We start from the raw sequence: 24,709 nt of genomic DNA on the forward strand, positions 1-24,709 counted from the left end.
GAAGGGGGGGGGTGAAGAATTGGGGAGGAAAAAACTTGCCTTAGTGGGTGGAGTGGCTGTGGGAGACGGACACGCCGCGCCATAGGGCGGCGGAAACCACCGCCCCGTTATACGCACGCTTCGCACCAAGACGACTACATATACAACAATCATATCTCTATGATTAAGAAGGAAGATATTTGGCTACTTTATTGCGTTTTTAGCACATAACTTGCCTGCCGTCACAACAATAGTTTTTCCCTTTGCACGGCTTATGGATATGGTCATATGAAATTTGTCTTCACACCATTTGCTTTTCAAAACGGAAGAAATAATCTCCACCTAACATATTTTCAGGCGTATGGTAGTCTTTGTGCTGAGGATTGAAAAATTCCACTATGTGAAAACCACAACGATTTACATAAAAATGAATATTTCGCTTTTCAAAATATGGAGTAACGGTTTCCCAAACTTTGGTGTCAGGGTGCAGTTTTTCAAGCTCTTTCCAAATGGTCTGTCCCACACCACGACTCTGAGTTCCATATTTAACATAGAGAAAATTAAGATGATTGCACTGTGCTTCCTCGTCAATTACAACCATTGCACCGCCAACCATTTCACCATCTATTATCGCTTTGTAAGCGATTGCCCCTTTGATATTTAATGAACGGTCGATATCCTCTTCGGGAAGTATCTCTTCATCTAAGTCAGAAAATTCCGCTGCTGCTCCTTTTTGGAAAGCCTCTTGCATATCCTTTTTGTAATCTCTCAAATCTTCTTGACTGACAGGTAATAACTTAAAATTCATATATGATGCTCCTTTTGCTGAATAATGATATTTTTTTCGCTTTGCGATAAGGAATACTAATGTAAACACAACCGCCATTACTTCAGCCACAACAATGGAAATCCAAATACCATCAATTCCCCAAATCATCGGGAGAAGCAAAACGGCGCCGAGTTGGAACACCAATGTCCGCAAGAAGGAAATGATAGCGGATGTTAGCCCATCGTTCATGGAAGTAAAAAAGCCTGAGCCAAAAATAGCAAAACCCATAAAGGGAAAAGCAATGGCGAAAATTCGGAACCCTGAAACAGTCAGATCCATCAGTTTCTTATCGTATCCCACGAAAATTTGTGCCAACGGAACAGCAAGCAACTGTGCGGCAGTTACCATAACGATTCCACTAACCCCAAGTAGACGAAGGCTCTTTTTCAAAAGTCCCTTGAGTTCATCGTGATTTCTTGATCCATCATGATAAGAGAAAACAGGTGCGACCCCTATAGAGTAGCCTATAAAGGTTGCCGAGAAAATCATGCTCACAAACATCATGACACCGTAGGCAGCCACCCCATTTTCTCCGGCGAATTTCAGAAGCTGTATGTTATAGAGTATTCCCACAATACTCATGGAAACATTGTTCATGAATTCGGAAGATCCGTTGGTACAAGCTTTAAAAATTGCCTTGCCATCAAAGATGGTTTTACCAAGATGAAGAATACTGCTGTTTTTCATCGAAAAATAAATAAGTGGTATAACACCGCCTATAAACTGGCTGACAGATGTGGCAATAGCTGCTCCTGCCAGCTTATATTCCAGCGGCAGGGAAATCACTAATACCGCATCCAAAACCATATTGGTAACACCGGCTGCACCAGTCACGAAAAGGCCGAGTCGAGGCTTTTCTGCTGCTACAAAAAAACTCTGAAACATAAGCTGCAACACAAAAAACGGTAAAGTTGTGAGAACAATTCGTCCATAAACAATACAATGCTCAAGTAGCTCGCCTTTTGCACCAAGAAGTGTAGCAATCGGACGAATGAATACAAATCCTAATATAGCGAATAGTACACCAAGAACGAAAGCCACATACACGAACAGGGAAAAATATCTGTTTGCCTTTTCCTTGTCACCCGCACCAAAGGTGTTGGCAACTATGGCGGTTCCTCCGGTGCCAAACATGAAGCCCACAGTTGCCACGATCATCAAAAATGGCATGATCAGAGTGACTGCAGAAAATGCAATTTTGCCTGCATAATTAGAAACAAAAAAACCGTCCACCACGCTATAAATGGATGTAAAAATCATCATAGCAATGGACGGAAGTGTAAAGTTAATCAGCTTACCATAGGTAAAACGATCTGAAAGCTGTATCTTCATAATTTTGTCTCTTATAAACCAGCAATTTGAGTACGAAAACAGTCAACATATTTTCCCATTAGACGGATATAGGTATTGATTTCTTCTGTTGACCAGGATTCAAAAGCCCTTACTTCCGCTTCATAGAGTTTAGCTACAGTCTTATTCACATACTCCCTACCCTTTTCTGTTAAGACAATTTTTTTTGATCTTCCTGTGTACTTTTCCAGATATAGAATGTCATCGGTCTCTAATCCTCGAATCGCCGAGTTTACCGTCTGCTTGCTGATTCCCGATTTCTTATAAACATCGCTGAGCAAACAATTTTCACCTGTATTGTAGATAGTATACAAAACAATAGAAACGCTATCTGTAATACCGAGCTTCAAGGATGCCTGATGATACAATGCTTCCATTTCAGAAGTCAGATAATTGATTCGATGGATTTCTTCAAAGCTCTTTTGAGTCATTACTCCCTCCTTAAAAAGTACGATTTCATACCGTTTAAAGCCCTAGTACGAAATCGTACTTTTGTCAATAGAATTCATATCAACCATGGGAAGGAACCATTAGGAGCCATAGGATAGTGAACCATAGGACACCCACTTTGTATAGGACACCCACTTTGTTGTTTCGAACCGTCCACTCAACCATCGGATACATCCCCGGATATCCCCCCTGCAAAACCCAGAGCTTCCCTTGCCCCCTTTGACAACCTCACAGATATTTCCTTTGCCATTCCCTTCGGATTCCATGAATATGCAGAGCTGGTGGGCTGGACAGGCAGGCAACTCCGGCGAAAAAAGAGGAGCATCCGTGAAAAAACCCCGCCAATTCTAAAGCGGTTAGGTGTGGATGCGGCTCTTTTTGTTTCTTCCATGGATACCCTGCTGGACCAGTTCGGAACCGCCGTGGGTGATCCGGAAGTATTGAGGATGCACTGCAAGCTCAGGGGACTTCGATCTGTGCCTGGGATTCGGTGCGATCTCTTTTTTGATGCGGCCTGATGAAGCATGGCTCCATATAAAACTGGATACGGAGCACTTCTGCCTTTACGCTGAACCGCGTCGTAAGTTTTCCCTCCCGCCTGGGCCAAGGGCACCCTCTTCTTTTTTTACAAAAGCAGGAGAATGTGAGCAATGGACATTGGAAAGCATATTATTGAAAGGGCCATGAAAAACGGAGCCACCCTTGCCGGTATAGCAAGGATGGAAGACATCAAAAAATCAGCGTCTCACACCATATACAAGAAAATGGGAGACTATTCAGGAGCGGGGGTTATCAATGAGAATAATCTTCCTGATTATCAATTATTCTCCTGGCCTGATTCTGTAAAATCCATACTCGTGATTGGACTCTCACATCCTCAGGATAAGCCTGAGCTTGACTGGTGGGATGGCAGAGGAACATCCGGTAACCGTATTTTGATTGACATCATAAAACGGACAAGCCAGGAAATTGAAAACACCTTGAAAATAAAAACCACGAAGCTTCATTATTTTATCGAAAAAGGAGGGATTTTCCTCAAAGATGCTGCGGTGCTGGCAGGACTTGGGTGTATTGGGAAGAATAATATGCTGATAACTCCGTCCCATGGTCCCCGAATTCGACTCAGGGCATTATGTTTAGATGCTGAACTCTCCCCAACCGGACCTGTTGCCTTTGATCCCTGTGCTGACTGTAAGGCTTATTGCAGGAAAATTTGCCCGGAAAATGCGATGAACGAAAAGCCTCCCATTTTCAGCACCTTTGAATTTTCTGATTCCCTGCCCGGAAGGGATGGCACTTACAATAGGGATCTCTGTAGTATAAGGATGGAAAAAGACCTGAACGAAAGCTCTAAAAGCAAGGACGGCAAGGAACCTTTGGTAAAATATTGCAGGCTGTGTGAATATACGTGTCCGGTAGGAAAATAACTAAGAATTTCTGGAGGACCTGTTTTTAATCAATTAAACCTTAGATTATATTACAAAATCTGATTACAGCAGTCTTTCAGTCATATGAACCTTAATTATGGAAATTATACTCCGCACGGTCATTTTTGAAACAAAGAGATGAACATCGTGGTTGTTTATTACTTTCTGCCCTCACCCCCGGCCCCTCTCCCACAGGAGAGGGGAGAAAAAAATATCCTCAAGGCTCCCTTTTCCACTGGGCTCATCTTTACCCATAAGTCGGTTTATATAAACTAAACGGTAGTAGTAAACGGTAGGACACCCACTTTGTTGTTCCCAGATCACAACCTACATAGAAATTTTTTACAATCGGCAACGACGACAGAAGAGGCTTGGCTATCTCTGTCCCGCAGCCTATGAGAAACAATTTTTCAAAGAGCACCAGGTGGCTTACATATGTTGGTGTCCGCTATTGGCGACTGACCCCACAGAAAAAAGGTCTTTCCCATCTTGATAGCATTGCAAAAGCATACCATAAAAGTTAGCACTTTTTTTAGAGCAAAGGAAACTCAGTATATTTTGGCTTAATGCCGAATGAATTATGATCTTATTAGTAGTTTATTTCGCAAACTCTATGCAAAGAGGTATAATTTATGACCGCTACATATCGACGAATGATCTTGCTATGCGTCATCTTCATCTTGTCAGTATCTTCAACCTATTCCTCATCAATTTCTATGATTGAGATCCCCATATCTTTCGATCATGCAAACCTTCCCATGGTCGAATTGGTGATCGGCAAGCACCGCGGGAAGTTCTATGTAGATACGGGAGCCAAGGGTCTGCACTTACCGAAGCTGACTGCTGATACTATACACGGACTCAAATTGACAGGCCGTACAGTAAAGAGTATTGACCTGGCTGGAAGGGTCCGCGAAGATGCGGAGTTCATGATCCCTGAATTGCAGATGAATGGAATGCTATTTCGCAATGTCACCGGGCAATATTTGTCTGACTGGGGAGTGGGGAAATCCGAGTTCCAATTACCCGTCATTGGGCTTGATGTTCTTCAACAAAAAGAACTCGTCATCGATTTTCCCCGGAAGAAGATCTTAATGAGCGATACCCCAATTGCTTTCGACGCGCTCTACCACTCAACGCAGGATCTTCAATTCACGCGTGAGGACGAAGGACTCGTCATATCAGCGCATATCGGTAACCAGGATTGGCCTTTTGTCTTGGATTGTGCTGCCAGTATATCGATCATAAAGGCTTCCGCAACTATTAATAACGATTTGATCGCTCCTTGCGCGTTTAACCTGCCTGGTGGACGTTGTGAGGCGGTGAGTGGTCATGTCGATTGTGGAGAAAAGATGATTACCCTGCAATTGATTCGAATGCCTTTGCCGGACCAGTTCAAACCGATGGGAGTAATCGGGCATGATTTCTTCAGTCGATGCGCTCTTTATTTGAGCAAGGATCATGATATTATGAAGATTGCCTGCACAAACTGAGATTCCGCTGGGCTCAATCCCCGCCGGTGAAGGCCCCGTTATGTTTATCATCGACCTAACGAAAATAGGAAGAAAACATGTCAAAGGAATTGAAAGCTTCATCACTGAAAGTGCAAGAATTTTTGTCCCAGCATGGTCAGGACTTTGTTGTCCAACAAATGCCTAGCTCGACCCGTACAGCGGTAGAAGCAGCAGAGTCTATAGGCTGTACGGTTTCCCAAATAGCGAAGTCTTTAATTTTCAAGCACGGAGAAACGGGGGAGGCCGTTTTAGTGGTAGCGTCAGGTACCAACATGGTTTGTCTTGATAAAGTAAGAGAGGCAACGGGCATTGTACTCAAAAAAGCGGACGCTGCGTTTGTACGAGAAAAAGTTGGCTATGCCATTGGCGGGGTTCCACCGGTCGCACACAGCTCATCGGTTCAAACTCTCTTGGATATAGACTTACATCAATACACTGAGATTTGGGCGGCAGCAGGAACTCCGAATTCAGTATTTAAGCTCAATCCACAGTATTTGGGCGACCTCACACAAGGTCAATGGATAGATTTGGCTAAATAAAGTTCCATTATAGTCCAGTTCCAAAGGGCACCCATTTTGTTGTTGGAAGGTGATGTCTCCCGATGGTGGTGGTGCGCCAGAGGGAAAGCTTGGGGAAAAAATTGAGGCATCCTTTGGCTCCTTTGATGCGTTTAAAGAAGCCTTCACCCAGGCGGCCCTTTCCCGTTTTGGCAGCGAATGGGTCGGCTCTGTGTTGCAAAGGAGGGTTCCCTTTTCATTACATCCACACCCAATCAGGATAATCCCCTGATGGATACCGTTGAAAAACAGGGAAAACCCATTCAGGCACTGGATGTATGGGAGTATGCCTATTACCTGAGCTACCAGAACAAAAGGGGCAGCTACATTGATGCCTTCTGACATGTGGTTGACTGGGATGCGGTGGCAGCTTTTTTTGAAGCCAATCTGTAATGCAGGAAAGGGTTGGACAATTATATTCTAAAATAATATTTGACAAAAATATCTTTTTTGTTATATTAAATTTGTTTTTTTTGTAAGGGTGGTCTGTTTTTTGATTCTGTCTCATTTTTACGTCCGCATTCAGCCCAAAGGCTGGTGCGGGTGTTTTTGTTTGCGCCTGGGTCTTTTTTTGTTTTTTAGATTTAACTATTTTATTTTATTGTTTATTTTTTATTAAAAAAGGAGAAAAAAAATGAAAAGGGAAGAAGTTAAAGCCATTTTGATCCAGCTTGGAAGTGTCCATTTTACGGATTCTCCTGGCTTATTCCTTCAGAGACATGGAGAGTCAGATCAAGGATCCAATGAGCGGGAAGCCCTGTCTGTCCTGCGGCGGGAGCGGGACAGACTTGCAGAGCAGTTGAGGACCAGAACCCGTGAGTATGATGAGCTGCTCCGGTCCATCGGTGCCGTAAAAACTCTCAAAACAGTTTAAAAAACAGATTGAAAGAGAGTCCGATGAATCCTGCAGGCCTTTGTGTTGCAGGCTTTTTTTGTCTCTTCAGTCACGTCAGGCTGACCTGAAAATTCTCTGCCGTATAGATGCAGAGACCGTCGCAGAATACGGCAGCCTAACAGCTGTTACTAAAAAATTCATTTCCCACTCGACGGAGATAAAAATGCCTGATTGTTGTGATCAGATCTGAAACAGCGGATACTTTGTCGAGTGGGTTTCGGTCTTATTAGTAAGAAACGTCGTATATTAAGCTCTTAGGGGACACGAGTTTTACGATCTGCCTCCAACCCATGCGGTATGCTGTCACCTCCAACGAGGGAGGTGAAACATATCACACCACCGACTGGCAAAGAAGGAAATCGTGACCCTGAGCACACTGATTGAGAAGACAGTTCCATAGCACCAGTTCCATAGGACACCCATTTTGTTGTTCTTGCCGGTAAAGCTTTTCTCAAATACCGCAAGCATAAAGGTGCAAAGAAGTCCTCATTGCCGGACTTTTTTATCGGTACCATGCGACACCCACTTTGTTGTTTAGGCCAGATCCCCGAAAAGACATCAGGCGCCTTCACTGGCAAAGGTGGGGGTCCGGAATTCATCCTTTCGGCGATGATAGGCCATACCGGGCAAACAGTGGCGAAGGCTATTGCCTGCTATGCTGTCAGACACCATTGATCTCCCCCACGTTGTTGTTGGCCAGCTCTTTTTTCTTTGAAAAGTCCCTCATGGATGCAGATGGAATAAATTTTTAAAGTCATCTTTTTTGAGAATACCATCCAGCCACTCCGCCATGTCCGGTGAATCATAAAAGGGCTGATCCCTGAACTGGGCGATAAATGGGTCATAGTAGCTCTTCTCAAAGCGCATGATGCGTTCCCCCATCACTTCTCTCACCCGTACACCTTCCGGCCTGTGAAAGCGAAGATGCTCCGCACCCAGCATACCCATGTCCGCAAAAGCTTTCACCTTTTGGGTGCAGCGGCATGGATTGGACGCATCCACATGGCCACAGATCCCCTGCATGTAATGACTCACCCTCTGCCGTCCCCTGGATAGCTTTTTACGAAAAGCTTCTGGGGAAATATCCATCAACTCAGCTCCCAGCCTGTCCCTCACACCAAAGACACCACCAAGGAGAAAGGCCATCCTTTCCGGTCGTTTCAGACAGAGTATCATCCCCATCATACATCCGGTTTTTACTTCCTCCGCCAAAAGGGCGGTTTCCGGATGGGAGTGGGTTCTGTCGTCGGGCATTTTCTCAATAAGCGCCACATAGGTGTCAAAATCATGGATACGCACTTCAAATTTCTTTTTTTTCATGTTCAGCACATGGTTCACCACAATGCGGTAAAGCCAGGTACGGAAGGCCGCCTTGGAAGGATGATATCCTGAAAGACGGGTAAGCATCCGAATAAGAATTTCCTGGGTGATATCCATGGCATCCTCATGATCCATCACCATCTTGAAGGCAATGTTATAAATCCATGCCTGATGGCGGAGAGCAAGTCTTTCAAGGGCCTGTGCATCTCCATCCAGACAGGCCTGGACCAGCAGTAGATCCGATGTCCCGTCATCCTTTTCCTCTTTAAACGGGTTTTTCATTTTTTTAAGATTCTCCTATTTTCATGGGGAAGACAAAAAAATCTTCTGACTTCTGATACAGCAGAAATCCCCCTGTGTGACAGAAACATTTTTTTGTCACAGACCACATTCACAGATGTATCAGGTAAAAAGGAAACAAAGGAAAAAGCTCAATGGTAAACAGGATCATATGGATTTCAGGTATCGTCCTTATGTACTGGCAGGATGCAACAGTCAGAATCAGAGAGGAATGAAGGAGGAAGACATGCGAAAAGATGCAACCCCAGATGTTTCCAAAATTTCTGTACTTGATCTCAGCAGTCACCCGGTTCCACTGGACTCTTTGTGGCAGGACCGCAGAGTCGTTTTGGTATTCCTCCGTCACTACGGCTGACTCTTTGCCCGGCAGCAGGTGGCTGCCCTGATGGATATCAAAGAAGAGCTGGATGCAATGAAAGTGGCATTAGTCAGCATCGGCAGCGGGACACCTGAAGATGGCCGTTACTTTGTTGAAAAATTTTCATACCATGGGGAAATGTATCTGGATCCGGAACTGAATGCATACAAGGTCTTTAATTTGAAACGGGGGTTCTGGCGGACACTGGGACCTTCTCCTCTGGTGCGCGGGTTCAAGGCCATAAAACAGGGATTCCGGCAGGGTCGCAGTGCCGGAGATCTCTGGCAGCAGGGAGGTATTTTTGTCATCGGACCCGGAAACAGGCTGCTCTTTGAGCATATCAACAGCATGGCAGGGGATGAGGCAGACCTTAATGATGTTCTCAGGGCAGCAGCCCGAACATCATAGAATACTCATTTTGTAGCCATTTTTTCCCAAGAACGAAAAAGCGGGAGACGCTTCCCCCGCAGGGAAGCCCTCCCGCACTTCAGGCCGTTGATGCATGGCAGAGACCCCACCACCCTCCGGCCCTCTCCCAGAGGGAAAGGGCTCCATAGGGTCTTTTTATTTCAGGAAACCAACTGAAGATTGCGCGGACAAAAGGCGTAAGACACCCCAATCCGACAAAAACGGTTCAGCCGATTTCAGATGGCGGGGCCTGCAGATCTTCAAGTTCGAAAGTGCCATTCTCCAGAAGCATACGGGCGCACTGCAACACACAATCATCACAGATAAACACCATAGGCCCAGCAATCAGCTTCTTGACCTCGCTATCTTCTTTGCAACAGAAGCTGCAATACAATTTATTCAAAGCTCTCTCCTTCAATAATGGGTAGTTCCAGCGGCCCTGCACATCCGGGCTTTGTCAGAATATCCTGCCTGGTGATGGATTCTTCTGTCCCATTCCTGGGGCAAACAAAAAAATCTCATACCATAGTCACAAAATAGAATCTGCCGCTTTCGGCAGGTATCCAAAAATTTCATCATAATGCCCGACATTGGGCCGTATGAGCTCTTAAGACCAAGCAGAGTCCGCAGGGGTTAAAGCCACTGCCTTAACTCCAAATCCTGCTTCACGACGGATCTGTCCCGCCCGTTGAAGCCCCCTTCTCTTCCGTATCCCGCCAGATATGAAGGAGTCCCGCAACACCGCTTTTCATGCGCGCCCATTCTTTTTTCATGGAAAACGTCCCCGTATCCAGCCGCCTTCTGTTCATCTGCACATGCACAGCCTTCATACAGTGCATCTGTATGGCGGACTGCAGCACCTCCAGATTGAAGGGCGATCCGGATGCGGGCAGGGCAAGGGGAATCATTTCATCCATAGGAAGAAGGGAAAGATTATACTCCAGAGCGTCACGGATGATGACAGCCATGGCAGAATCCCCCTTGAGGTCTGAAGGGGGCTGCCATTTCTCCGGCACTGCCAGCCTGTCCACCTGATGCAGCACACCGAGCATGACGGGCAGCCTTCTCGTCCTGTTTTTTTCTTCACCCTGCCAGGAATGCAGCTTCTTCAGAAAATCCACATCCAGTTTCCGGGCAGGCTGATTCGCCCTCAGAACCCAAAGAACAAGGTCGCAGGTCACAATTTCTTCCAGAAGCGCTTTTTGCCCTGCCTCACTGCCATCCAGACCAGGAAGATCCACCATGTTCAGAACCTGCCCGCCTTCCATGCGGCAGCGATATACCTGCCCCCTGTCCGTTGCCGGAAGGGCATCCACCTCCGCCTGCATGGCTCCTGTCAGCGCATTGACAAGGGTGGATTTACCAGCACTTACCTGCCCCAGCATGCAGATGCGCAGGGGCTCGGGCGGCAGGGCCAGACGTTTTTTGTCTTTCTTCGCGGCTTTGGATTCCCCAAGCTCCTCCTGATCCAGCCGGAAATGCCCCCCATAGAGGTCAATGCCCGTCCGCAGCACTTCCAGAAAAAAAAGATAGCGCAGCTTCTGCTGCACCTCTTCGCTCATTTCGCTGAAAACCTGGCGAAAGATATAGCTTCGCAACTCGGCTATCCAGCCCTCCGGAGTCAGAAGCCGCAGGGCACGGTACACGTCATAAAGACGCTTTCCCTTCCGGAAACGCTCCTTCTGGTCATGAATGAGAAAAATTGAGGAAATCCGGATGTGATCAATGCCAGGAACATGATCCTTGAGCACTTTTCTGTAACGCCTGCTGATGGTTTCTCCCACCGCCAGAATCTCAGGCAGGGTAAAGGACCATTCTCCGTGCCTTCCCTCCCTGCCGTAATGGCAGGCCACACGCCTGAGAACCTCCAGGCCCTGTTCATGAAACCTTATCCACTCGAATCTTTCCTGAAGCAACTCCCTTATCTCAGGGACAAGACTGACGTAAACCTCCCGGTCACGGGGCAACCAGTGCGGGGGCAGATCTCCTTCGGGCAGAAGCTCCGCTTCCGCAGGTATGGTTTTTTCCTTCTGCCTGCCCCGCCTTGCGGCAATGGACATGGCAAGGGTGATACAGAGGCTTAAAACCAGAAGAACAAGGGCAAAATGCAGAACATAACCGCCAGAAAACACCGCATAAAGACCAAAGCCTGCCAGCACCAATACAGGCAGAAACGCAGACGCCAGCATCAGAGGGAAAAAACGGTCCATGAGCCGGGCCATGGCCTGGTATCCCTTAATCTTTTTTATCATGCATCATCCTGGTCATTCGGGTAAAAACCCTGTCAAAACGTTCCTTCATCTCCTCGGGAGAAGGGGGATCTCCGCTGTTCTTCCCATAAAAATACATGCAGGCCACACGGCCTAAAGCATAGGTGAATCCATAACTGGCAACCCCGGCTGAAACCCCGCCGATGATCTGTCCATAAACCGGGATCAGCTTCACAAGCTGTCTGCGGCCAAAGGCTGCGGCATACTGCAGGGCAAAGCCTGCGCCCATGGCTCCGAAAAAATCCCTGAGAAGCGTGCGGTTCCACTCCAGCCCATACTGCCTTGCCAGACTGTGCAGCATCTTGGACTGGATGGCCGGAACGGAAAAAAGTCCAAGTCCCGGCACCACATCCGTTGCTGCGGCAGCCCCCGCATACCACATCACTTCCTTTTTGAGCTTAAGAAAATTCTCCTCTTCCACCCCGGCGTTCATTTCCTCTTCAAAAAGGGCGGCAATAACAGGCAGATGCTCCTGCAGCTTATGGATCAGGTCTGCAATACCCGCTGGCCTCCCATTTTTCCCAATAAAATCAACGGCCACCTGATCCGCAAGCCCCCAGACCATCTCCACCTGATTTTTATTATGACCTATGCAGCGCTGCCTCTCGTCCAGACTTTCAATGAGCTCAATGCCCGTATGCACAAGGAGCAGATCCCGGATTTTACCGGAGGCGCGAATCTGATGAAGGGCCCGGAGAACATCACTCTGTTCAGGATCTTCCGCCCGCATCACAACAATCAGGGCATGGCTGGCAGCACCGCATACCCTGATATCCTCCGAAGGGTCGTAATCTGCCTCAGACAGCCCCCGGGTATCAAGAAAGGCCATGAGGGGCTTTTCCGGCGGAAACACATAACGCAAAGCCGTAGGCGTGCAGGGTCGGAAGCCATTGCCAATCTCCACCCCGTCAAGGCCCGTTACCGTCTGAATCAGAGAGGATTTTCCTGCCCCTGTTTTACCCAGAAGCCAAAGGGTGGGCAAATGCTCCCGGCTGTATTGAAACGCAGGTTTCAGCTCGGTGTTTTTTTGAGGATTCAGCATTTCCATCATTGTCTTTATGATCTTATTCATGAAGCCTCCAATCTGTCATCCGTCAAAAACAGGCATCCAATCAACAGAACTGAAAGGATAAGATCGCTTTAAGAAAGAACATTCAGATCAGGCACCCGTGAAAAACATCAATCTCACAGCTTTTTCATCCCTGCATTCCCCCATATCCCCTTGGACTTCAGGGCCTCCATGGTGATGATCTGCCGGAAACGGCTTTCTTCGGGCTCAAGAATATCCATATTCATGGCAAAAAACCAAACGTTTTCGAGTGTTTCCACATAACCCACATACCAACCGATCTCCGGTTTTCCCTTCTGGACCCAACCTGTCTTTGCGCGGATCATGGACATTTCACTCTGATCCACAAGCATCAGTCTTTCCACCAGATCATAGGAAGCCCTGTTGAAAGGATACCTCCTTGCATGGAATCCCTTCAGAAAATCAAGCTGCTCCATGGCGCTGATCCGAAGATCCCCCTCCAGCCAGAAGCTGCGGACATCCGGGCCTGCCTGTGCATTTCCATACCCCGTTTTTTTCAGATACTCTGTATAAACTTCAGAACCCATGCGCCCTGCCAGATGCTGATAGAACCATATGCAGGATACGCCAAAAGCCGTCTCAATGGACTGGTCCCTGTCCCATGAAGCAGGTCCCCTGTGCTTTCCATCCCATGGCACCACTTCCTTTTCATCCGCCACCCCCCCCTCTTCCATGGCAATGAGCGTATGCAGTACCTTAAAGGTGGATGCGGGTAGATAGGCCGTACGCGCGCGTTCTTCATTATGAACATATATTGTCTCGCCATCCTGAGAACTGATCACCAGAGTACCTGCAACATTCCGGCTTTGAAACAGTTCCGCCAAAACAGCATCTTCCGCATGAACAGGCAAGACTCCGCTCAACATCAGACAAAACATTGCTGCAAGAATCCTGTTCATGGAGCAGGGATCTCCTTTTTGTAAACTTCGCATTTTTTCCAAAGTATTCTCCCGGATTTTACAGAAGACATGACACTGTTTTCATATCACTGGCCGTTGAAAACCGCCTAAGGCCTTTTCAATCAAACCAGCGGCAGCCAGTGCCACATCTTCCCGCCATGGATGGGCAATGATCTGTACACCTGCGGGAAGTCCCTCCGCTGATGTTCCTGCACGGACAACGGCCGCAGGCCATCCTGTAAGGTTATAGGTCATCGTGTAACTGAAAGCCTCCAGTTCCGGCCCAAAAGACCCGTGGGGCAGAGCCGCCTGGGCATTCACAGGGCTGAGAATCAGATCGTAATCCCTGAAAAAGTGCAGCATGCGACTCTGGAACCGACTCCATTCCATCATAAGCGAATCACGGCTGATGGCATCCACAGGCTCTGCAAGCCCAAGCCAGGGTAGACCATGCTCTTCTGTTCCCGCCTCCCGCAGCAGCCTTCGTATGGAAGCGCCTCCGTCAGCAGATAAAAGTCGGATCATGAGATCATAGGAGAGCTCAATGCCATCCGGACGCACTTCGGTAAGAATACAACCCTGGCGCTCCAGAAAAAGAGCTGCATCACGAACAGCTTTTTCTATGGCAGGTACAGGAGAGGCAATACCATTATGCACATGAAAGGCCACCCTGAGCCCCTCGGGATTCACTTTTTCCGGATCTTTCAGCGGCATGGGGACCATGGCGGGGTCTTTGTAATCAGGCCCTGCAATCAGAGGCAGCAACAAGATGAGATCCTCCACATAACGTACCATGGGACCTATCTGCTGCAAAGAATCCAGCGCACCCCCAAAGGGCAGAATATGCCCCGTACGCGGCACGCGTCCCGAAGTGGGACGAATGGTGGCAATACCGCAGCAATGGGCCGGATACCGGAGACTTCCTCCGTAATCACTGCCCATATCCAGCACAGAGCCTCCGGCAGCCACAATGGCAGCAGCCCCGCCACTGCTTCCCCCCGGAGAACGGGAAAGATCATAGGGGTTATTTGTCCGGCCATAGATAAGATTATCCGTTTCATAACTGAGTGTAAGCTCGGAAGTATTGGTCTTACCAAGGAGAATGACACCGGCCGCCCGCAGGCGCTGAACAACCGTGGCATCCTTTTCCGGAACAAAGCCCGCCCTGCCCTTTGTCCCCCCTGTGGTTACAATACCTGCCGTATCCAGAGAATCTTTAATGGTGACAGGAATCCCATGCAGAGGCCCTCGAATTTCCCCTCGCATCAAAGCCCTGTCCGCAGCGGCAGCCTCAGCCAAAGCCCTGTCTCCGGCAAGCTGCACAACGGCATTCAGCTTCGGATTCACTTCTTCAATGCGCTTCAGGCAGGCATGCACCAACTCTGTGGATGAAATCTCTTTGGCGCGGATGGCTCTGGCCAGGGCCGTTGCGGAAAGATTCATGATCTGCTGCATAATCCCCCTCTATACTTCCGAAAAAGAACTTACGGTATCGGATTCTGTGAAACCGATTATGACCAAAGACCTGCAGGTTTCCAAGCGATATCGTCAGATACACCTTCAATACCAGGTTTAAAAACAAGCTTGCTTTCCTCGCTATGTCCTGGCAGGACTGAACCGTAATGCCCCTTTCAGTCCATAGGAACACACCTCGAATTTCACTGAAGCGCAGGCACTGCCTTCCATATCGCAGAGCGTTTAAATCCATCCAATGCCTTTTCACTAAAACCTGCGACGTCCCCATACAAAAAAAGCCTTTCAGAATCCACGCCTGCGCGTGCACAGACCCTAGCGGGCGACAACAAAGGGCCTTTGGTCATGCAGAACTCAAGGTAGATAGAAGCACTCTGGCGATTTTCCTGGAATCCGGCCCCAACACCACATAACCAGGGCCAGCTCCATGATCCCGAGGAATCCGGGGAGCGGACTTCAAACATCAGCTGATTTTTTTCACAGCGGATCGCGGCGGTGACAAAAGAACCATCATTACTTTCTCCATGAAAGATTCCATATCCAAAGATTTGGAAATACAGGCATCCGCCCCCATCTTCAGCAGCGTCTGTTCTGTATCTCCCTTGTCAAAGGCTGTCATGGCAAGAACCTTGATGCCACTGAGTTCTTTTTTTTCCTTGATCATCCGGCAGACTTCAAAACCATCGATACCCGGCATATAGAGATCCAGCATCACAAGATCCGGCAGCATCTCTGTTACCTTGACTCCGGCCTCAAAACCATTTCTGGCCGTTTCCGTTTCAATCCCCATTCTGGAAAATTTGGCCTGCAGAATTTTCACCATCTGCGGATCATCATCCACAATCAATACCCGCTGTACGCCTTCACTTTTCTGGGGGAGTTCTCCCTCTCCTCTCAGAAGACGTTCCACTTCTTCAGGCGCAATGCGATGATGCCCGCCTGGGGTGACCATAGCCTTTACACTGCCCGCTTTTACCCAGCTCCACAAAGTGGAACGACTGACACCGCAGAGACTCGCAGCCTCAGGAATGCTGTAGAAGGATCTGGATGGCTTCATGGGTTACACGCCTTTCTCTGTCTGGAACACAAGCATCAGGAGCCTTGCAGATCAGATCTCACACGAAAAAATCAGACACCCTGCTTTACTTCTTTGCTCCATATATAAAATCAAAAACAGAAGTCAACGACTTGTTTTCTGATCCAGTATTTCTCTTATCTTAATGGCAACTTCCGTATGCCGGGCCGGTTTTCTCACCATGCCCGCAAATCCCATGGATGCCAGTTCCCCCGGACTTAAAGTATCGCCGATTCCCGTAAACAAAAGAAGGGGCAGATCCTTGCGAATCTCCCGGATACTGGCGCAAAGCCTCTCCCCCTGCATCTCCGGCATGGTCATGTCCGTAATTACGAGGTCATAGGTAAAAGGATCAGCAGCGATCAGGGAAAGGGCCTCTTTACTCCGGGTGCACATAGTTATGCGATAGCCCAGCTGCTCCAGAAGATGGGAAAGCATCCTTGCAATGGCTTCTTCATCATCCAGAACAAGGATGTGCTCGCTCCCGCTCAGATTGGGATGAAAAAAAGCACACCCTTCCTCCCCGCTGGCTTCCGCCACCGGATTTTCCATGGCGCAGGGAATGTACACCATAAAACGCGTCCCTTCACCCGGAAAACTTTTCACCTCAATGTGACCTCCATGTTCTTTTACAATGGCATGAACAACAGAAAGCCCAAGGCCCGTGCCCTTATCCTTGCCTTTTGTGGTAAAATACGGATCAAAAATCCGATCCAGATGTAAAGGATCAATACCCATCCCCGTGTCCGCAACCTCCGCACGGGCATAGCAACCTTCCGCCAGCAGGGGGTTTTCATCCCCGGATATGACAACCTCACGCAACGACAGGGTGAGTACCCCCCCATCTCCTTCCATGGCATGAAAGGCGTTGGTTACGAGGTTCATAAAAATCCTGTGCATCTGTGTGGGGTCAGCCCACACAGGGCGACATGCCACATCCATATCATTGCGTATGGTGATGGTGCTGGGCATACTTGCTCTGCAAAAATGCAGTATTTCCTTTAAAAGGGCCGCCATGTTCAATGAAATCTTTTCCTCACTGGAGTTCCGGCTGAATGTGAGAATCTGCCGCACCAGATCCTTCGCCCTGGTGGCTGCAATGAGGATTTCATTGATATAGCTGAAAAGCACACTGTCTTCAGCCACTTCTTCCCGGATCAGTCCCGCATATCCCATCAGAGGAAACAGAATATTGTTCAGATCATGGGCAATGCCTCCGGCAAGGGAGCCAATGGCTTCCATTCTGTGAGCCTGGTACAGCTGGGCTTCTTTCTGGAGTTCTTCTGTGATATCCATTGATACTCCCACAAAGGCAACAATATTCCCCTTTCTATCCCATATGGGAGTAATGGATGACTGTTCCGTAAATATTTCACCTGATTTTCTCCGATTCACAAAACGGCCTTGCCATCTCTCTCCTGCCCGCAGTACCTGCCACATTTTTCTGTAATGGGATGGAGGCATGGTGGGGGGATCACCCGCCAGCATTTTTGGATGTTGACCGATCATTTCAGAAACGGTGTAACCTGTTACCTTCTCAACTGCTGGATTCACATACTGAATAAAACCATTTTGATCCGTAATCAGTATCATCTCCGCTGTCTGCTGCATGGCAGACTCCAGAAGCCGCAACTCATGGTCTTTATGCACCTGGTCCGTCACATCCCGGATCTGGGCGATGACCATGGGAAAACTCCCGTCTTCACCCCTCACCACCATGGTGTTGTAGTCAAACCAGGCGTTGAAACAGGTATTAAAATGCATGGCCTTTACATTCGTCTTCATTTCAAAGGCCTGGCGAACCGCGCAGGGTTCACAGGGCTCGGGATAGGCCAGCAGCTCATAACACTTCAGCCCCAGCACTTCTTCCGGTGTTTTTCCCATGATCTCAGCCCCCGCCTTGTTGATGGCCAGAATACGGAGTTCATGGTTGAGCAGCATGATCATGTCGGAAATGCCATCCAGTATGGTTTTCATGAGAAGCTCTTGCTTCTTAAGGCTATTTCGGGCCTCCACATAGATGGATATCCGTGATCACCCCTTCTATGGCCACAGGGCTGCCATCCTCTCCCCACACCCCCACACCCCGTTCCAACACCCAGCGCCATGTCCCCTTTTTGTGAAAAATCCGATATTCCCTTTCATAGGGCTCCTGATTTAAAAAAGAATGATCAATGGTCGACTCCAGTTTTTTCACATCTTCCGGATGGATGATGGAAGAAAAAGGAAGTTTCGGTGCCTGGACAAAAACCTCAGGCCCATATCCTGTCAACGGCTCACAGGTGCCGCTGATATGTTCCATGGGCCAGGGAAATGATACGCCTGACCTGAAAATCATACCCGGAAAATGCTCTGCTATATTTTTCAGTATCCGCCTCACCTCTGTCCATTTTTCCTCTGTCCTTTTCAGTTTCAGAATATCGCATCCCATATGACAGAGTTCTTTCATCATTTCCCTGTCCAACTCATCATATTCTGTGTCCTTGTTCCCTGCCCCGAAAAAACCCACCAGCTGCTTTTCCTCAAAAACAGGAAGAAGAATCATGGACCGGACAGAGCCAACCCCCGGAAAAGCGATAGCAGAGATTCCATCCGGGATATTGCAGATCACTCCCTCTCCCCTTTGCCTGCACATCATAAAAGGGGAAGAGACGAGAAGTTTTGCGACAAATACAGCATCCCCCGTGTGCACAAATCCCTCAGGCCCGTGGATCAGAAGATCTACCCCATGGCCTCCATTCTTCCTTGCAGAACAGAAAAAAGAAAAACCGCTTTCCGTGATTTCTCCAGCAGTCTCAATAATTTTTTTCATAAGGCCATAGCTGTTGGTGGAAGCCCTGCACTCGCTGATGCACAATCGGGCATGCAGGAGCATTTCCATGCGCTTTTCCGTTGTCACATCCCGGATGGTGCATAAAATCCCCGAAACCTCGCCCACAGCATCCTTGATGGGAGCCTTAACAATATGATACCAGCGCCTTCCGATATCACTTTTATAGGATTTGTTTAAAATCATCGTTCTGCCGGAAGCCACAATCTCCTCATCCTCCATCTTGTGCTCTCTGGCCTTATCCTCTGAAAAAAAATCAAAATCCGTTTTCCCCTCAACGCAGCCGCTTTCGTTAATACCTTTGAAATAATTAAAAAAAGCTGGAGTTACTTTTTTGTAGACCGAAGACCTGTCCTTTAAAACAAGAAAATCCGGCGAATTCCGGAAGATAGTATCCAACAGGTTTTCCTGGTCTGCCAACAGCTGCCGGGCGGTAAGCAAAAGATGAATATCCCTCGCCACACAGAGAATCTTTCTGCCTGTGGGCATGCGCACGGCCTCCCCAAAACAGATGTAGTATTTCCTCTCATCGGACTTTACAGGAAGGTGTACCCGGATATTTTCCAGAGCCCCCTTTTCCTCAAGCCTCGCTTTCATTCTCTCACGCTCCGGCGGTGTAATGATTCCCAGATCAAGGGAGGTCCGCCCCAGGATCTCCTCCCTGGTATAACCCGTGATCTCCAAAAAAGATGGATTCACATCCTCAAAAACCCCGGTTTCCATATCCGTAAGCGCCATGGGGATGCTGTTGCTGTAAAAAAAACGCTGAAAGGTCTCCTCATAGTCTCTGTTTTTTTTCATAAGAACCCGGTTTCTTTTTTTCATGCGCAGCATTTCAAAAAAGCACACAAAAACCAGAAAGATAAAAAAAAGCTCTGTCCCGGTAAGGAACTGTAAGGGCTTAATCCGTTCAAAAAGCATGTCAATCCTCATTCGTGGCGTTGTGCCGGAAAAATATTCACCCCAAGAGGCAGATCACATTTTGAAAATCTGCTTTCAGCTTCCTGGTAAATCTCCTGAAAAATCATCTGCTGTGTTTCTTACAAAAACTTTTTCAGCCATTTCATTCTGAGGCGTGTGGCTCTTTTCAGCATTCCTGAGCCCCCTTTCATCACCTCTCCTGCAAGGCATCTGTGCAAAACATAAAAATTCTTGACAAGCCTCACCACATAAAATACCAGTCGAACATAAACGACATTAAAAACACTTAATAAACTTAAAATCCGTAATCAACATGTTTTTCAGAAAAACAGGAGAAGGTAGCAACCACAATGACGCTCAGAAAAAAAATGATCGGCAGTGTCTGCGGCGTAGCATCTCTGGCCTTTGTGCTGACCATCTGGCTCATCACATCCATGGCCTCAGAACAGCTATTTGAAAACGGACAGCGCCTTGCCATCGAAGCAGCTCACCGCCACGGCGGTGTCATCAAGGCCAAAATGGAAGAACCCCTGGATGCAGCAAGGGCGCTGGCCCAGATGCTGGGATCGATTCAGGGCACAAAAAATGCTCCGGACCGCTCCATGGTCAATGCGCTTCTCCACGGACTCCTTGCGGCCAATGAAAACTATTGGGGAATATGGGCCGTATGGCATCCCGAGGCCTTTGACGGCAAAGACTCTGACTTTCTCCATACGCCCGGCAGTGATGACAGAGGCCGATTCATGCCCTACTGGCACAGGCTCAGCGGAAAACCAGAGCTCGATCTCTCGGACTCCAGCGCCTACGATGAAAACAGTCCTCATGGCCGCTGGTACTGGGAGCCTTTCCGAAGCGGTAAGGAATTCATCACCCCACCCACAGCCTATGAAATCGGCGGAAAACAAATCATGCTGGTTTCCCTCAGTGTTCCCATCCGTGCAGAAGGACGGATTGTGGGTGTAACCGGCATTGATATTTCCATGGATCACATGTCCGCCATCATTGCCGGAGTGCATCCCTTTGGCAAGGAGTACAGTTACGGTTTCCTGTTATCCAATGATGGCGTGGGTGCGGCCCACCCCCTGGAAAAAGCCATTGGAGCGCATATGCGGGATTTCGGAATTGGCGAAAACATCATCCAGGCAGTGGCCCATGGAAAACTCATCACAGAATATGGTCGATCGGCCCTTCTCGGCGGACGCAGCTTCACCGTATATGCCCCCATTCAGCTCGGCAACAGCCAGGGGCCATGGAGTCTTGGGCTGGCCGTATCCCTGGACAAGGTGCTGGAAGGCTCCCGCCGCATGCGCAATGTCAGTACAGCGCTGGGTATTTTTTCCATCCTCGTACTCTTTATTCTGGTTTATTTCATCGCAGACCGTATGATCGTCCGCCCCATCCGCATGGTAGCGAAAAATCTCAGAGAAATTGCCGAAGGAGAAGGCAATCTCACCTCCCGCCTTCCTGTTCAGAGCGGGGATGAAATCGGACTTCTGGCCTTACGTTTCAATGGTTTCATGGAAAAACTTCAGAGCATGATGGGGCAAATCCAGGTCAATGCCCGCAACCTTGGGCAGACCTCCCAAGGGCTGGATGCCATTGCCTCCCGCATGGCCGGAGCCACGGAAGGAACTTCCCAAAATGCAGGCAGGGTAGCTGCTGCGGCCCAGCAGATGAACAGTCGTGTGCAGGCCGTTGCCGCAGCCATGGAGCAGGCCAGCACCAATACCCTGATGGTAGCCACGGCCAGTGAAGAAATGACATCCACGATCACGGAAATTGCAACAAACTCAGAAAGAGCCCGGCATATTTCTGAAAACGCCGTAACCATTAGCAAAGCCGCCTCCAGCCATATGCAAGCCCTGGAGCAGGCGGCTCGTCAGATCAGCAGCGTGACCGAAGCCATTACGGATATCTCCGATCAGACCAATCTGCTGGCTCTCAACGCCACCATAGAAGCGGCAAGGGCGGGAGACGCGGGAAAAGGCTTTGCCGTGGTGGCCGGAGAAATCAAGGAACTGGCCCGCCAGACCGGTAAAGCCACCCAGGAAATCCGAGAGCGCATTGAAGCCGTTCAGGGCCTGACGGAAGAGACCCTCAAAGCCATGGATGAAGTGGTTCGGGTGATTTCAGAAATTTCGGACATCAACGGAGCCATCGCCACCGCAGTGGAAGAACAGAGCGCAGCTGTCCGAGAGATTGCAGGCAACATTTCCGAAGCCTCTTCCGGCGTTCAGGAAGTGAATACCAATATCAGTCGGATTTCCTCAGTAGCCCATGAAATTGCTTCCGACATCTCCGAAGTGAACACCCAGGGTGACCATCTCAAAAATGAAGCCCAGGCCGTTGCCGACAACTCGGGAAAACTCTCGGAGCTAGGGGCTGAGCTTACGCAACTTGTGGGACGCTTCAGAGTGTAAAGATCGCGCAATAGGCAGTATCTGTTGACCATAAAAAAGGAGTTTCCATGTCCGAAGACCAGACCCGACAAGCAGGCTCTCTCAGGGTAAACGTACACCTTCTGGACAGCCTCATGACGCTGGCCGGAGAGCTGGTTTTGAGCCGTAATCAGCTTACGCAGGGCATCTCCAACAGCAATTCCAGAGCCATTGAAGTGGCAGGGCAGCGCATTGACATGATCACATCCGAGTTGCAGGAAGCCATCATGCGTACCCGCATGCAGCCCATCGCCAATGTTTTTGACAAATTCGGCCGCATAGTCCGGGATCTTTCCCTTTCTCTTGATAAAAAAATTGAGCTCTCAATCCATGGCAATGAAGTGGAGCTGGATAAAACCATCATAGAATCCATTCAGGATCCCCTCACCCATCTTCTGAGAAATGCCGTGGATCACGGCATTGAAAAGCCGGAGATTCGTCTGCAAAAAAATAAACCCGAGGCAGGTGCCATAAAGCTGAAAGCCTTCCATGACGCCGGTCAGGTAAATATAGAAATTGAAGATGATGGCAAAGGGATAGACCCGGAAGCCATTGCCGCATCTGCCCTGAACAAGGGGATGGTTTCTGAAACGGAACTGCTGACCATGGGGACAAGGGAAAAAACCAATCTCATTTTTCTCCCCGGCTTTTCCACAGCCCAACAGGTTACAGATGTGTCAGGCCGAGGAGTAGGCATGGATGTGGTAAAAACCAACCTTGACCGGCTGGGCGGCATTGTAGACATAGAATCTGTAATTGATAAGGGTACCCACATCCGCATCAAACTTCCCCTGACCCTTGCCATCATCCCCAGCCAGATTATTTCTGTGGGCAGAGAGCGCTATGCCATTCCCCAGGTCAATCTTGATGAACTCATCCGCATTCCTGCAGCTCAGGTGAAAGAACGCATTGAAAGGGTAGGCAATGCCCCGGTTCTTAGACTCAGGGGGGTGCTGCTTCCCATACTGAATCTGGCTGAAATGCTGGGCATCTTCCGCACTTACAAAGACCCTGCTACGGGAGAAGAAAAACCCGAGCGCAGAATCAATATCGCAGACCGCAGATCTCCGGACCTGAGCAGCCGGGCAGAAAAAAATACAAAAACGGACACTGCTGAAAAACTACAGCCAAGGAAGAATAAAGACCGCCGGTACAGGGCAGAAAGCGCCATACATATTGCCGTGGTCTCTACGGGTACTTTCCGTTACGGCCTTCTGGTGGATGGCTTCATGGATTCAGAAGAAATTGTGGTAAAGCCCTTGGGCCGTCACCTGACAGGCTGCAAAGGATATGCGGGGGCCACCATTATGGGAGACGGGCGTGTGGCTTTGATTCTGGATGTGGCTTCTCTGGCAGACATGGCATCCCTTGTTGCAGCAGACACAAGTGCAAGCCATACCCATCAGACGCATGGGGATAAAATAAAAAGCCTGAAGGAAGACAAAACAGCCCTGCTTCTTTTCCGTAACGGAGAACAAGGACAATGCGCCGTACCTCTGGATCTTGTGGAACGCATTGAGCGCATCAGGGCAGCAGATATTGAGTACGCAGGAGGCAGAAGGGTGCTGCAGTACAGGGGAGGCTCGCTGCCCCTGCATGAGCTTGGGGAGTGCACCAGTCTTGGTCCCATCTGTGTGAATGAAAAAGTGGATGTCATTGTTTTCCGGATAGATGGCAGGGAAATGGGCCTGATGGTCAATGGGCCTGTGGATGCGGTGGAATTTACCATTGAGATGGATCAGCGCACCCTGAAACAGCCGGGTATCATGGGTTCCATGATTGTGAACAGCCGCACCACTCTCATGGTGGATATTTTCACTCTGGTCCGGACCCTTCTGGGCAGTACCGTGGATGTATAAAAAAAATCTTCAGGAAAGGAAAAACCCATGCCAGCCCCATCCCTTCTGGAACTTGCCACATTCTATGTGGGAGAAACCCTCTGTGGCATTGATATTTTAAATATTCAGGAAATCAACAATCATACGGAAATTACACCCGTACACGGTTCAGATGCGTGGCTCAAAGGCCTTATGAATCTTCGGGGCCGCATTCTCACGGTGATGGATATGGGCCTCAGGCTCGGACTTCTGCCCGTTAAAGACAGTCGTACCCTTGTGGTGGGATACGAGGATGAACATCTGGGGCTGCTGGTGGGAAAAATAGAAGATGTTGTCATGGCGGATTCTTTAAAAATTGAACCACCACCACCCAATCTGAATGGCGCACAGGGGCGTTTTTTTAAAGGGGTCTTTAAAACGGATAAAAAGCTTATCGCTCTGCTGGACCTGAAAACCATACTGGAAACATAAACGTTTTTTTATCCGTA

19 protein-coding genes and 3 pseudogenes are annotated in these 24,709 nt (G+C 48.7%); 11 read left to right on the top strand and 11 right to left on the bottom strand.

Going from position 1 to position 24,709, the window contains the following annotated elements:
* Positions 1 to 280: 280 nt before the first annotated feature.
* Positions 281 to 2,140, bottom strand: a complete 1,860-nt coding sequence (locus RBR60_RS11420) for an MATE family efflux transporter (protein WP_320356858.1) — start codon at positions 2,138 to 2,140, stop codon at positions 281 to 283.
* An 11-nt stretch (positions 2,141 to 2,151) separates the two neighbouring features.
* Positions 2,152 to 2,589: a MarR family winged helix-turn-helix transcriptional regulator gene (locus RBR60_RS11425; protein ID WP_320356860.1), complete on the bottom strand. Its 438-nt coding sequence runs from the start codon at positions 2,587 to 2,589 to the stop codon at positions 2,152 to 2,154.
* Between the two features lie 381 nt (positions 2,590 to 2,970).
* On the opposite strand from RBR60_RS11425, the gene RBR60_RS11430 reads away from it, so the two are divergent.
* From RBR60_RS11430 to RBR60_RS11455, 7 genes and pseudogenes are all read left to right on the top strand, one after another.
* Complete coding sequence (locus tag RBR60_RS11430) at positions 2,971 to 3,126, top strand: hypothetical protein (RefSeq protein WP_320356863.1); 156 nt, start codon at positions 2,971 to 2,973, stop codon at positions 3,124 to 3,126.
* Positions 3,127 to 3,258: 132 nt separating this feature from the next.
* Positions 3,259 to 4,035 (top strand): epoxyqueuosine reductase, encoded by a 777-nt coding sequence (locus RBR60_RS11435; RefSeq protein ID WP_320356865.1) that lies wholly within the window; start codon positions 3,259 to 3,261, stop codon positions 4,033 to 4,035.
* Positions 4,036 to 4,348: 313 nt separating this feature from the next.
* A pseudogene (locus RBR60_RS16815) lies at positions 4,349 to 4,465 on the top strand (IS3 family transposase); the annotation flags it as partial.
* Positions 4,466 to 4,667: 202 nt separating this feature from the next.
* A complete protein-coding gene (locus tag RBR60_RS11440; protein ID WP_320356866.1) occupies positions 4,668 to 5,528 on the top strand; it encodes a hypothetical protein in 861 nt (286 codons plus the stop codon).
* A gap of 77 nt (positions 5,529 to 5,605) precedes the next feature.
* On the top strand, positions 5,606 to 6,088 hold the full coding sequence (locus tag RBR60_RS11445) for a YbaK/EbsC family protein (protein ID WP_320356868.1): 483 nt from the start codon (positions 5,606 to 5,608) through the stop codon (positions 6,086 to 6,088).
* 52 nt (positions 6,089 to 6,140) lie between these two features.
* Positions 6,141 to 6,448, top strand: a pseudogene (locus tag RBR60_RS11450) (superoxide dismutase).
* 292 nt (positions 6,449 to 6,740) lie between these two features.
* On the top strand, positions 6,741 to 6,980 hold the full coding sequence (locus RBR60_RS11455) for a hypothetical protein (protein ID WP_320356870.1): 240 nt from the start codon (positions 6,741 to 6,743) through the stop codon (positions 6,978 to 6,980).
* A gap of 744 nt (positions 6,981 to 7,724) precedes the next feature.
* Here RBR60_RS11455 and RBR60_RS11460 read toward each other — a convergent pair.
* Positions 7,725 to 8,603, bottom strand: a complete 879-nt coding sequence (locus RBR60_RS11460; protein ID WP_320356872.1) for an RNA polymerase sigma factor — start codon at positions 8,601 to 8,603, stop codon at positions 7,725 to 7,727.
* Positions 8,604 to 8,832: 229 nt separating this feature from the next.
* Between RBR60_RS11460 and RBR60_RS11465 the strand changes: the two genes are divergently transcribed.
* Positions 8,833 to 9,387 carry a SelL-related redox protein gene (locus tag RBR60_RS11465; protein ID WP_413815464.1) on the top strand — a complete coding sequence of 185 codons (555 nt, stop codon included), beginning with the start codon at positions 8,833 to 8,835 and terminating at the stop codon, positions 9,385 to 9,387.
* 286 nt (positions 9,388 to 9,673) lie between these two features.
* On the opposite strand, the pseudogene RBR60_RS16820 reads toward RBR60_RS11465, so the two are convergent.
* The 8 genes and pseudogenes from RBR60_RS16820 to RBR60_RS11505 form a co-directional block, all read right to left on the bottom strand.
* Positions 9,674 to 9,805 (bottom strand): annotated as a pseudogene (locus tag RBR60_RS16820) (ClpX C4-type zinc finger protein); the annotation flags it as partial.
* Positions 9,806 to 10,052: 247 nt separating this feature from the next.
* Positions 10,053 to 11,639 (bottom strand): GTPase family protein, encoded by a 1,587-nt coding sequence (locus tag RBR60_RS11475; RefSeq protein WP_320356876.1) that lies wholly within the window; start codon positions 11,637 to 11,639, stop codon positions 10,053 to 10,055.
* Positions 11,623 to 12,729 (bottom strand): kinase, encoded by a 1,107-nt coding sequence (locus RBR60_RS11480; protein WP_320356878.1) that lies wholly within the window; start codon positions 12,727 to 12,729, stop codon positions 11,623 to 11,625. Before RBR60_RS11480 ends, RBR60_RS11475 begins: the two co-directional genes overlap by 17 nt.
* Before the next feature lie 113 nt (positions 12,730 to 12,842).
* Positions 12,843 to 13,646, bottom strand: coding sequence for a class D beta-lactamase (blaOXA, locus tag RBR60_RS11485; protein WP_320356880.1), 804 nt, complete (start codon positions 13,644 to 13,646; stop codon positions 12,843 to 12,845).
* 81 nt (positions 13,647 to 13,727) lie between these two features.
* A complete protein-coding gene (locus tag RBR60_RS11490; RefSeq protein ID WP_320356882.1) occupies positions 13,728 to 15,101 on the bottom strand; it encodes an amidase in 1,374 nt (457 codons plus the stop codon).
* A 481-nt stretch (positions 15,102 to 15,582) separates the two neighbouring features.
* Positions 15,583 to 16,176: a response regulator gene (locus tag RBR60_RS11495; protein ID WP_320356883.1), complete on the bottom strand. Its 594-nt coding sequence runs from the start codon at positions 16,174 to 16,176 to the stop codon at positions 15,583 to 15,585.
* 123 nt (positions 16,177 to 16,299) lie between these two features.
* Entirely contained in the window at positions 16,300 to 18,171 is a 1,872-nt protein-coding gene (locus tag RBR60_RS11500; protein WP_320356885.1) for a PAS domain-containing protein, read from the bottom strand.
* A gap of 22 nt (positions 18,172 to 18,193) precedes the next feature.
* Positions 18,194 to 19,825: a PAS domain S-box protein gene (locus tag RBR60_RS11505; protein ID WP_320356887.1), complete on the bottom strand. Its 1,632-nt coding sequence runs from the start codon at positions 19,823 to 19,825 to the stop codon at positions 18,194 to 18,196.
* Between the two features lie 470 nt (positions 19,826 to 20,295).
* Here RBR60_RS11505 and RBR60_RS11510 point away from each other — a divergent pair, with 470 nt between their 5' ends.
* Genes RBR60_RS11510 through RBR60_RS11520 form a run of 3 tightly spaced genes read left to right on the top strand, consistent with a single transcriptional unit; the run spans position 20,296 to position 24,692 of the window.
* Positions 20,296 to 22,365 (top strand): methyl-accepting chemotaxis protein, encoded by a 2,070-nt coding sequence (locus RBR60_RS11510; protein WP_320356889.1) that lies wholly within the window; start codon positions 20,296 to 20,298, stop codon positions 22,363 to 22,365.
* 47 nt (positions 22,366 to 22,412) lie between these two features.
* Positions 22,413 to 24,242, top strand: a complete 1,830-nt coding sequence (locus tag RBR60_RS11515) for a chemotaxis protein CheW (protein WP_320356891.1) — start codon at positions 22,413 to 22,415, stop codon at positions 24,240 to 24,242.
* A gap of 27 nt (positions 24,243 to 24,269) precedes the next feature.
* Positions 24,270 to 24,692: a chemotaxis protein CheW gene (locus tag RBR60_RS11520; protein ID WP_320356893.1), complete on the top strand. Its 423-nt coding sequence runs from the start codon at positions 24,270 to 24,272 to the stop codon at positions 24,690 to 24,692.
* The last annotated feature ends 17 nt before the right edge of the window (positions 24,693 to 24,709 follow it).

It is taken from the genome of Desulfobotulus sp. (assembly GCF_034006065.1).
Classification (GTDB): Bacteria; Desulfobacterota; Desulfobacteria; order Desulfobacterales; family ASO4-4; genus Desulfobotulus.